Below are 8,199 nucleotides of genomic sequence, written 5' to 3'. Positions count from 1 at the left end.
CCAGTCTCTCATGCAATTCATCCAGTTCACGTTCCCATGCTTTAGCAATCTCTTTCATAGTCCTATACAAAGTAGTTGTACTAACGTAGTATAGGAAAAAATAACTACGGCTGTAGTGGTAGAGAGCGCCGGATCCATCAAGACTGGCGTCAAGATCCGTTCGAGTTCGTCCAGCAGCAAGCCGACCCTCGGCGCAGCGCTCGCGAAAGCCGCGATTTCCGTCACGGCCAGTCCTTCAGTTCCGAGGTAGTGAAGTCAACTTTATCGCGGGGCTCACAGGCTCTATGCTAGGGAAGATCCGTGTCGCGTGGGGCAATGCGGTAAGCTATGTCCGGCCTTTTGGGCCCGTGTAACGGATGCGGTGGACATTTCCGGTAGCGGTCGAGACTGCGTCACCTTATGCTTACGGCAAGGCACGTCGGTGCCATTGGGGATGGGGCTACTCGAGGCATCCGTCAAGGCTGCCGCCTCCGTGGTGAACGAGCATTTCTAATCTCAGAGAATTGCGCTATGGTGATCAGGAATGCGGGCAGGCTTGTTGGAAGAATATTCTTTCAACGCTGTTTTTATCTCTTCTTGGTGCTGATGCTCTTTCTCTGCGCGGCACCATTCATTGAGGCGACCCCGATCGGTCATTTCGCGATCAATTGCGTCAACGGCTTCATCATCGTCGCAGCCGTAGCGTCGGTTGGCCGCACAACGACGTCATTTGTGCTCGCGATGCTGCTCGCCGGCCCGGCGCTTACGTATCAGTGGATCGCAGTATCTGGTGCAGATCCGCACGCGGTCGCGAAGGCATGGGGGTTCGGTGCTTTGCTATACGCCACAACGATTGGATACCTGCTGAACTATGTGTTTCGGCGGGAGGTCATGACGGCCGACAAGCTGTTCGGCGCCGCGTCAGCATATTTGCTTCTCGGTGTCTTCTGGGCATTTCTGTACGCGCTTGTCGCCCATTTCTATGCTGGTTCGTTCGCGCTCTTTGGACAGCCGTCGTCGATCGCTTTCTATGATCTTGTCTATTTCAGCTTCACGGTGCTGACCAGTACCGGATTCGGAGATATATCGCCACTGAGTCGTCAGGCACGCGGGATCTGCGTGATCGAACAGATTGTCGGTGCATTGTTCCTTGCCATTCTTATAGCACGGCTTGCTGGCGTATATCCGCCAAGAGAAAGATCGGGGGACAACGGTGGTGTCGATTTTCGGGAGGACTATTAAGATCCGTTCGGATACGAGCTGACGACTCTGCAGTGCCGATGCGCGAGCAGCCCGACCCGGGAAGAAGCTTGTGCGCCCCAAGTCAGGTCATCTCAATCTGAGGCTATCTTACGGCTTGGCCGTAAGGCAGAATCCAGCTCGGCGTCGGGCGTCGTTCGGTCGGATCCGGAAAAGTACCGGTCCTGCCACTTATCGTTGGGCTGAAGCCCCTCATCCACATGCCGCCGATGCCGAGCGCCAGCAGCACGAGCGGTGCAACACAGCACACCGACGCACCGATGGCGGCTAGCACGCCCGTGATCAGTGAGCCTTTTCCAGTGAGCTGTGCCATGTCCATCTCCTTGATGCTGTTTGCCCAGGTACGTGTCCGAATTCCGTGGTGTCGTCAACGTTGCCGGTGCCGACGGCAAGCGCACATTTACCCACAGCCTTCGTCAGACCGTCTCATCCCCGTGGCGCAACCCAGCCAAACAGCCGCTGCCCGTACAGGCCGCTCAGGACCATCAGGACCGCTGCAACGCCAAAATTCCACATCAGGACCATGACTGTCGCGTCCAACGGATGAAACAGTGACAGGGCAACCGCCGTCATGGAGGCAACAGCAAGACTTCCTGTCATCACAACGGAGTTCGGCGACAGACGCGCCACGTACCGCAGCATGATGAGCATCACCAGCGACAGCGGAATTCCGGTGATCGCGAATGTCGCAAAGCAGCGCGCGGTTTCGCCCGGCGACATTCCGTCAGGTCCGATGCTGATCCAGTTTGTGAGGCATCCGTAGCCAATCGTGGACATCCACGCCACCGCCGCAGGCGCCGGTAGCAGCAACCACCCTCGCGACCGGCCTGGCACGCTCGCCGTGAACGATGCGATCGAGGCGAGCACGGCGGTGGTCAGAGCCGCCACCACGCCAACGACAAAGCTCGGCTGGTGTAGCTTGACCATGAGATCGGGCCGCACGCCATGCACGAGCACAACCAGCGTCAACAGCAGCGCCGCAAACAGCAGCCAGCACAGGGCGCGCATCACGGGCGATCGCAGGCGCCGCACCGGTTTTGCGTCGGCAACCAGCGAATCGATCAGGTCGGACGTTGACTTCATGACTGGCCATCCCGCTTTCCGATCAACCTGCGCAGATTCTTCAGCGCTCGATGCGTTGCCACTTTCAGCGCTGCGATCGACATGCCGCTTGCAGCTGCCGCTTCCTTAAGGGACATTTCCTCAAGTTTCAGCATGCGTATCGCGTCCCGTTGTGCAGCCGGCAAGTGCTCAACGGCGTCACGCAGCATACTGGCGTCCGCCGCCTCTTCCTGCAGATTCGTTTCAGCAGCATGAAAGGTTTCATATTCTGGATCCAACGGCGCCTCATGGGCACCGAGACGTCCCTGGCGCCGCAGCCCGTCGGCGACGCGCCGGTTCGCAATCGTGACGAGCCAGGGGCCAAACGGGCGCGCGGGATCGTATGTGTGGCGCACCGTATGGATGGTCAGAAGAATGTCCTGCACCGTATCCTCGACGTCGCTCCGGTTACCGATGCGGCGGGCCGCGATCACCCGTAAATACGGCGTGATCGCTTCGAGCAGGCGCCGGTACGCAGCCCGGTCGCCCGCTTGCGAGTGAGCCATCAGGATAGACCAGTCGAGGGTACCGTCGGGGCGCGTGTCCGACGTTTCGGGAGGATGATCAGCCTGAGCCGCATCCTGAGCATTGCGTACGATACTCTGCATTGGGCCAGGGCGGTGCGTTCTGGAGGACATGTACGAATTCTGCACGCCGGGCGGACGCTTTCGTGAAAAATAAATTTTGCGAGCGGCGTAACCTTTGCCCGTCGCCGGCGAATCTTCCTGCAGGTCGCGATTATGCGACCCCAACCTCAGGAGGATGCAAAATGAGCAAGCAACTGGGTAAGCCGCTACTGGCCGCTTCGACCCTCTCCGCCGCGATCGGTCTCGCGCTTGCGATGCAGGCGTTACCGGGACAGGCGCAGGAGATGAAGGACATGAGTAAGATGCCGCAGGCCGTCCAGGACAACATGATGCGGATGCAGAAGAACAAGCTGGAAAAGTGCTACGGCGTCAATTCGGTCGCGAAGAACGACTGTGCCGAGGGCGCCCACTCGTGTGCCGGCCAGGCGACCCAGGCTCGCGATACGAAGTCGTTCGTGCTGCTGCCGGCGGGTGACTGCTCGAAGATTCAGGGCGGCAAGCTGCAGGCAAGCTGAGCCGATACCCGCGATGAGCATTCCAGTGCGTCACGCGCAGCAGGCTTCCAGCCCGATTCCGGTGAACACCGGCATCGGGCTGCGCTTTCGCCATCATCAGCCGGTGCTCGACAGGCGACCCACAGTGGCCTGGTTTGAGGTGCATACCGAGAACTACATGGGTGGCGGCAGCGCACCTCAATACCTGGACGCGATTCGCCGCGACTATCCCATTTCGTTGCACGGCGTCGGACTGTCCCTCGGAAGCGCCGACGGACTCGACGCTGCGCATCTGGCTCGCGTGCGCGGCGTGGTCGAGCGGGTCGACCCCGGCCTCGTTTCCGAACACTTGTCCTGGAGCGTCGCCGGTGGCACGTATCTGGCCGACCTGTTGCCGCTGCCGATGACCGAAGAGGCGTTGAGCGTTGTTTGCCGACATGTCGATGAAGTGCAGGCTTGTCTCAGGCGGCGCATCCTGTTGGAGAACCCGTCGACCTATCTGCGCTTCAGTCACTCGACGATTCCCGAGTGGGAATTCCTGGCCCAGGTTGCGCAGCGCACGGGTTGCGGGATTCTGTGCGACGTCAACAACATCTACGTCAGTGCCTGCAATCACGGCTGGGACGCGATGACCTACCTAGGTGCGCTGCCACCAGCTGCGATCGGCGAAATCCATCTTGCCGGGCACAGCGTCCGGCAACTTGATCACGGGCAGATGTTGCGCATCGACGATCACGGCTCACGTGTTGCGCCGGAAGTCTGGGCGCTCTATCGCGAGGCGCTCAAGCGTTTCGGGCCAGTCCCGACTCTGATCGAATGGGATACCGGCGTGCCGCCGATCAAAACCCTGATGGAAGAAGCCGCTCTCGCCGAAGCGGCACTCGAAAGGCAGCGTCATGAATCCACCCGCGCCTACGCTGCGTGAACTACAGCGCACGATGCAACGAAGCCTGCTTGAAGGCGTCGACGAAGAGGCGTCTGCCTGGATCGTGGCAGACGGCCTGAACACCGGAGCGCGGCTCGGCATTTACCGCAACACTTTTGCAAGTGTGCTCGGAATAGCTCTGCGCCTAGCCTTCCCGGCCGTGCAGCAGCTCGTCGGCCCGGATTTTTTTGAAGGAGTTGCGTCGTTATTCGTGGCGCAGGCTCCGCCACGCAACGCGTGGCTGGATGAGTACGGCGCGGAATTCCCGGACTTTCTGAAGCGGCTACCGCAAGCGGCGTCAGTGCCTTATCTTGCTGACGTCGCGCGTCTGGAATGGCAGGTCAACCTTGTCCTGCACGCACCGGACACTCCGCCCCTCGACATCGCCCGCCTCGCAGCGCTGAGCGACGCCGAGCTGGCGCAACTGAGTTTCCAGTCTCACCCTGCGGTACGCCTGCTGCGATGTGAATTCCCGACTGACGTCATTTGGCGTGCGGTACTGGAGCGCGATGACCGCGCTATGGCCGCGGTCGATGTCGCGGAGGACCCCGTCTGGTTACTGGTTCACCGAACGCAGAACGGTATCGAGGTGATGCGTCTCGGCGAGTGCGAATGGCACTTTGCAGCGGCCTTGTTTTCGGGTAAGTCGTTCTTCGCAGCATTGGAAGACGCGCCATGCGACGACGCACACACCGTGCTCGCCACGTCCCTGGCGCACGGATGCCTTGCGGATGTTGGCGTAGTTCCCAGGGCGCTTGCTAACGAGTTTCGGAGGACTGGCGCATGACACGCTCTCACCAATCCGTCACCCCGTCACCGGTCAAGGCCGGTCGAATCGAGCGTCTCGTCAGATGGCTCGATCGTGTGCCTTACGCGCTCCTCGCCATCCCGTTACGGATTGCGGTGGCCGTCGTTTTCTGGAACTCCGCGATGACCAAACTGGCGAACTGGGAGACCGCCCTCGACCTGTTTCGCGACGAATACAAAGTACCGCTTCTACCGCCGGAGCTTGCCGCCTACATGGCAGTGTCGATCGAGTTGACAACGCCGGTGCTGCTGATACTCGGCCTCGCAACCCGGCCGGTTGCGTTCGTACTGCTGGGAATGACAACTGTCATCGAAATATTTGTCTACCCCCAAGCGTGGCCTACCCATATCCAGTGGGTTGCCATGCTGCTGGTGCTGCTATGCCGCGGTGCCGGAACCTGGTCCGTCGACCATTGGTTACGAAAGCGCTGGATCGGCTAATTCGCCAAAGACGGGCCGACTTCACAAAGAATTGACGTCTTCTTGACGAAAACTTCACGACCCCTTGCGTAGTATCCACGTCTGCCGCCATCTCGACAGATGGCCAACCCTTGGATGTTGCTATGCGCCGACCGTTGCTGCTCGTCTGCGTCATGCTGACGGGATGCGCGACTTACCACCCGCAGCTCATCGCGCCGACGCAATTGGCCCAACACTTCGAAGACAGGTCGCTTGCGAGTGCCGATTTGCACGCGTACCTCGCGCGGCAGTCCGGGCACGATATCGATCCATGGCTGTTGCCGCGCTGGAACCGCGAGATGCTTACGCTCGCGGCTTACTACAGCCCGGCGCTCGATATCGCACGTGCCCAATGGGGCACCGCCAAAGCGGGCATCGATGTCGCGGGCGCAATTCCGAACCCGGTGCTGCAACTGCCGTTCCAGTACGCGACGCCGAACCCGGGACCGGGTGCGCCATGTATCGCGGGGCCCGCGCTCGACATTCCGATCGAGACCGCGCACAAGCGCGGCTATCGGATCGACCAAGCTTCGCACCTGTCAAAAGCCGCGCGCCTCGCCCTCGGCAATGAGGCGTGGAAGGTGCGCACACAGGTGCGTGACGGGCTAATTTCGCTGTACGCCGCCCGCCAGTTCGCTGCATTCCTGTCGCGCAAAGCCGAGGCCCAACGACAGGTCGTCGCAATGGTGACGAAGCGCCGCTTAGTCGGCGAAAACTCCGGACCCGATGTCGACGCGGGAACCCCCGTCGGCAATGGCACCACCGTTTTGCAGAATGGCGGCTCGTTGAACTCGGTCAATGTCATGCAGACGATTGCCGGTTCGACGAAGAACCAGGCCAACCTGACCCAGGAAGCGTCCGTTGGCTCGAAGATGGATGTCACGCAGAACGGGTGGGCGAACTGGCTCACGGCCTCCCAGCCGGGTGTTGAAGAAAGCCTGCTGGCAACGCAAATCCCCGGCGGTCGGTCAAATTCCCCCATGTATGGTCACCTCGAAATCCCCCAGGTAACGATCGCCGGCTGAGCGGTCCCTAGCGGTGCTGCAGGACATTTATTGTCGTCTCCTTCAGAGAAGAAGGAGACAAGGGAGTGAATTGAAATGAACGCGCCCCACCCGTGACCTGCACAAGGAAACATGGAGTTCCATGCGAGCAACATCGATGCGCCAATGGGTGGAGAATGCGAGCGTTCCCGACAAGCGGAGGATCCCAAGATGAACAGCACGGTCGTGGGTGTCGATATCGCGAAGATGGTCTTTCAGGTGCATTTCGTTGACCAGGACTCTGGCGAAATCGTGAATAAGCAGATCAAACGGTCGAAGTGTCTCGAGTTCTTCGGAAACCGGGCTCCTTGCCTTATTGGGATGGAAGCGTGCGGCGGTGCACATCACTGGGCCCGGCGGCTCACGAAGATTGGCCATCAGGTGATGCTGATGCCCGCCGAATTCGTTAAGGCGTTCAACATCTGCAGCAAAAACGATGCTGCAGATGCCCGAGCGATCTGGCTGGCAGTGCAGCAGCCCAGCAAGCCGGTAGCGATCAAAACCGAAATGCAGCAAGCTGTGCTGGCACTGCACCGGATGCGCGAGCAGCTTGTAAAGTTTCGCACGATGCAAATCAACGCATTGCGCGGTCTCCTGACCGAATATGGTGAGGTGATGGGTAAAGGACGAACCGCCCTGGATAAGGCGATGCCGGAAGTGCTTTCCCGAGTCGCTGAGCGACTGCCGGCTGTACTCGTCGATACGATGCGCGAACAGTGGAACGGGCTGATTGCATTGGACGAACAGATAGCCGGAATCGAACGGCGAATGCGAGAGTGGAAGAAGGACGACCCAGCGGTAAAGGCAATCAGCGAGATCCCGGGCGTTGGACTGCTGACGGCGACGGCAGCGGTCGCAATGATGGGCGATCCCAAGGCTTTCCGGTCTGGACGCGAATTCGCCGCTTGGGCAGGTCTTGTGCCGAGGCAAACCGGTTCTGGCGGCAAGGTCCACTTGCACGGTATCAGCAAGATGGGCGACGCGTATCTGCGCAAATTGCTGATTCATGGCGCGCGCAGCGTTCTGACCCATGCGAAGGACCCTGGGCCGTGGGTCGATCAGATCAGCAAACGACGACCGCCGAACGTAGTAACCGTCGCGCTAGCCAACAAGATGGCGCGTACGATCTGGGCGCTGCTGGCCCATAACAGGCCTTATCAAAAGGACTATCTGAGCGCGAAGCCGGCGTAAGCCACTGCGTTCATACCCGGAGACCAACAGTTAATGTAGTACGAGCTTCGAAGGTTGCACAGGCGATCGTATGTGATGACAAACAGGTAGGACCGTGGCCCGCCAAGCCTGAAAGACATGAAGAGCCTTGAGCTCGCGGAGTGAATGAGGCGTGGGTCAGCGGATTTCATAGTGGGCCGCAGCTTAGCCGCTGCAATAAGCCCGGATATAGAGCTGCAACCGATCCTGTCATGTCAGAGCCTATGAGCGTTTGTTCAAGGGGCGCGTTCATATAGAATGTCTTGAAGCAGCATCTACAAAGCGCGATATATTCACGCTGCTTGAGCGCGGCGTGAGCCAGCACAGGATCCATG

10 protein-coding genes and 1 pseudogene are annotated in these 8,199 nt (G+C 59.8%); 7 read left to right on the top strand and 4 right to left on the bottom strand.

Annotated features, from left to right (window positions below):
- Positions 1-510 precede the first annotated feature (510 nt).
- Positions 511-1,221, top strand: a complete 711-nt coding sequence (locus tag AWB81_RS38665; RefSeq protein ID WP_062643423.1) for a potassium channel family protein — start codon at positions 511-513, stop codon at positions 1,219-1,221.
- A 103-nt stretch (positions 1,222-1,324) separates the two neighbouring features.
- On the opposite strand, the gene AWB81_RS49215 is transcribed toward AWB81_RS38665, so the two are convergent.
- The 3 genes from AWB81_RS49215 to AWB81_RS38650 all read right to left on the bottom strand — a co-directional run bounded on the left by AWB81_RS49215 (position 1,325) and on the right by AWB81_RS38650 (position 2,948).
- A complete protein-coding gene (locus tag AWB81_RS49215) occupies positions 1,325-1,552 on the bottom strand; it encodes a mercuric transporter MerT family protein (RefSeq protein WP_425266599.1) in 228 nt (75 codons plus the stop codon).
- Between the two features lie 113 nt (positions 1,553-1,665).
- Positions 1,666-2,322, bottom strand: a complete 657-nt coding sequence (locus AWB81_RS38655; protein ID WP_062643421.1) for an NrsF family protein — start codon at positions 2,320-2,322, stop codon at positions 1,666-1,668.
- Positions 2,319-2,948 carry a sigma-70 family RNA polymerase sigma factor gene (locus tag AWB81_RS38650; protein WP_235026137.1) on the bottom strand — a complete coding sequence of 210 codons (630 nt, stop codon included), beginning with the start codon at positions 2,946-2,948 and terminating at the stop codon, positions 2,319-2,321. Before AWB81_RS38650 ends, AWB81_RS38655 begins: the two co-directional genes overlap by 4 nt.
- Before the next feature lie 161 nt (positions 2,949-3,109).
- Between AWB81_RS38650 and bufA1 the strand changes: the two genes are divergently transcribed.
- From bufA1 to AWB81_RS38620, 6 genes and pseudogenes are all read left to right on the top strand, one after another.
- Complete coding sequence (gene bufA1 / locus AWB81_RS38645; RefSeq protein WP_062643417.1) at positions 3,110-3,442, top strand: BufA1 family periplasmic bufferin-type metallophore; 333 nt, start codon at positions 3,110-3,112, stop codon at positions 3,440-3,442.
- A gap of 13 nt (positions 3,443-3,455) precedes the next feature.
- Positions 3,456-4,346: an MNIO family bufferin maturase gene (gene bufB, locus AWB81_RS38640; RefSeq protein ID WP_062643414.1), complete on the top strand. Its 891-nt coding sequence runs from the start codon at positions 3,456-3,458 to the stop codon at positions 4,344-4,346.
- Entirely contained in the window at positions 4,318-5,133 is an 816-nt protein-coding gene (locus tag AWB81_RS38635; RefSeq protein WP_062643412.1) for an HvfC/BufC N-terminal domain-containing protein, read from the top strand. The genes bufB and AWB81_RS38635 overlap by 29 nt, the downstream gene beginning before the upstream one ends.
- A complete protein-coding gene (locus AWB81_RS38630; protein ID WP_062643410.1) occupies positions 5,130-5,594 on the top strand; it encodes a DoxX family protein in 465 nt (154 codons plus the stop codon). Before AWB81_RS38635 ends, AWB81_RS38630 begins: the two co-directional genes overlap by 4 nt.
- Before the next feature lie 122 nt (positions 5,595-5,716).
- Positions 5,717-6,349: pseudogene (locus AWB81_RS38625) on the top strand (TolC family protein); the annotation flags it as partial.
- Between the two features lie 477 nt (positions 6,350-6,826).
- Entirely contained in the window at positions 6,827-7,846 is a 1,020-nt protein-coding gene (locus AWB81_RS38620) for an IS110 family RNA-guided transposase (protein WP_062643425.1), read from the top strand.
- Between the two features lie 166 nt (positions 7,847-8,012).
- On the opposite strand, the gene AWB81_RS47630 is transcribed toward AWB81_RS38620, so the two are convergent.
- The coding region (locus AWB81_RS47630; RefSeq protein ID WP_235026136.1) for a hypothetical protein at positions 8,013-8,199 on the bottom strand (187 nt) is incomplete at its 5' end.

Origin of the sequence: Caballeronia arationis (assembly GCF_001544975.2) — a bacterium.
Taxonomy (GTDB): domain Bacteria; phylum Pseudomonadota; class Gammaproteobacteria; order Burkholderiales; family Burkholderiaceae; genus Caballeronia; species Caballeronia arationis.
The sequence above is the reverse complement of the archived record's forward strand: the minus strand, read 5'-3'. Positions and strand labels throughout refer to the sequence as shown.

Bases quoted from the DNA above. Each gene is read 5' to 3' on its own strand.
- AWB81_RS38635 (WP_062643412.1), top strand. From the start codon at position 4,318: ATGAATCCACCCGCGCCTACGCTGCGTGAACTACAGCGCACGATGCAA.
- AWB81_RS38630 (WP_062643410.1), top strand. From the start codon at position 5,130: ATGACACGCTCTCACCAATCCGTCACCCCGTCACCGGTCAAGGCCGGT.
- AWB81_RS38665 (WP_062643423.1), top strand. From the start codon at position 511: ATGGTGATCAGGAATGCGGGCAGGCTTGTTGGAAGAATATTCTTTCAA.
- AWB81_RS49215 (WP_425266599.1), bottom strand. From the start codon at position 1,552: ATGGCACAGCTCACTGGAAAAGGCTCACTGATCACGGGCGTGCTAGCC.
- bufA1 (WP_062643417.1), top strand. From the start codon at position 3,110: ATGAGCAAGCAACTGGGTAAGCCGCTACTGGCCGCTTCGACCCTCTCC.
- AWB81_RS38655 (WP_062643421.1), bottom strand. From the start codon at position 2,322: ATGAAGTCAACGTCCGACCTGATCGATTCGCTGGTTGCCGACGCAAAA.
- bufB (WP_062643414.1), top strand. From the start codon at position 3,456: ATGAGCATTCCAGTGCGTCACGCGCAGCAGGCTTCCAGCCCGATTCCG.
- AWB81_RS38620 (WP_062643425.1), top strand. From the start codon at position 6,827: ATGAACAGCACGGTCGTGGGTGTCGATATCGCGAAGATGGTCTTTCAG.
- AWB81_RS38650 (WP_235026137.1), bottom strand. From the start codon at position 2,948: ATGCAGAGTATCGTACGCAATGCTCAGGATGCGGCTCAGGCTGATCAT.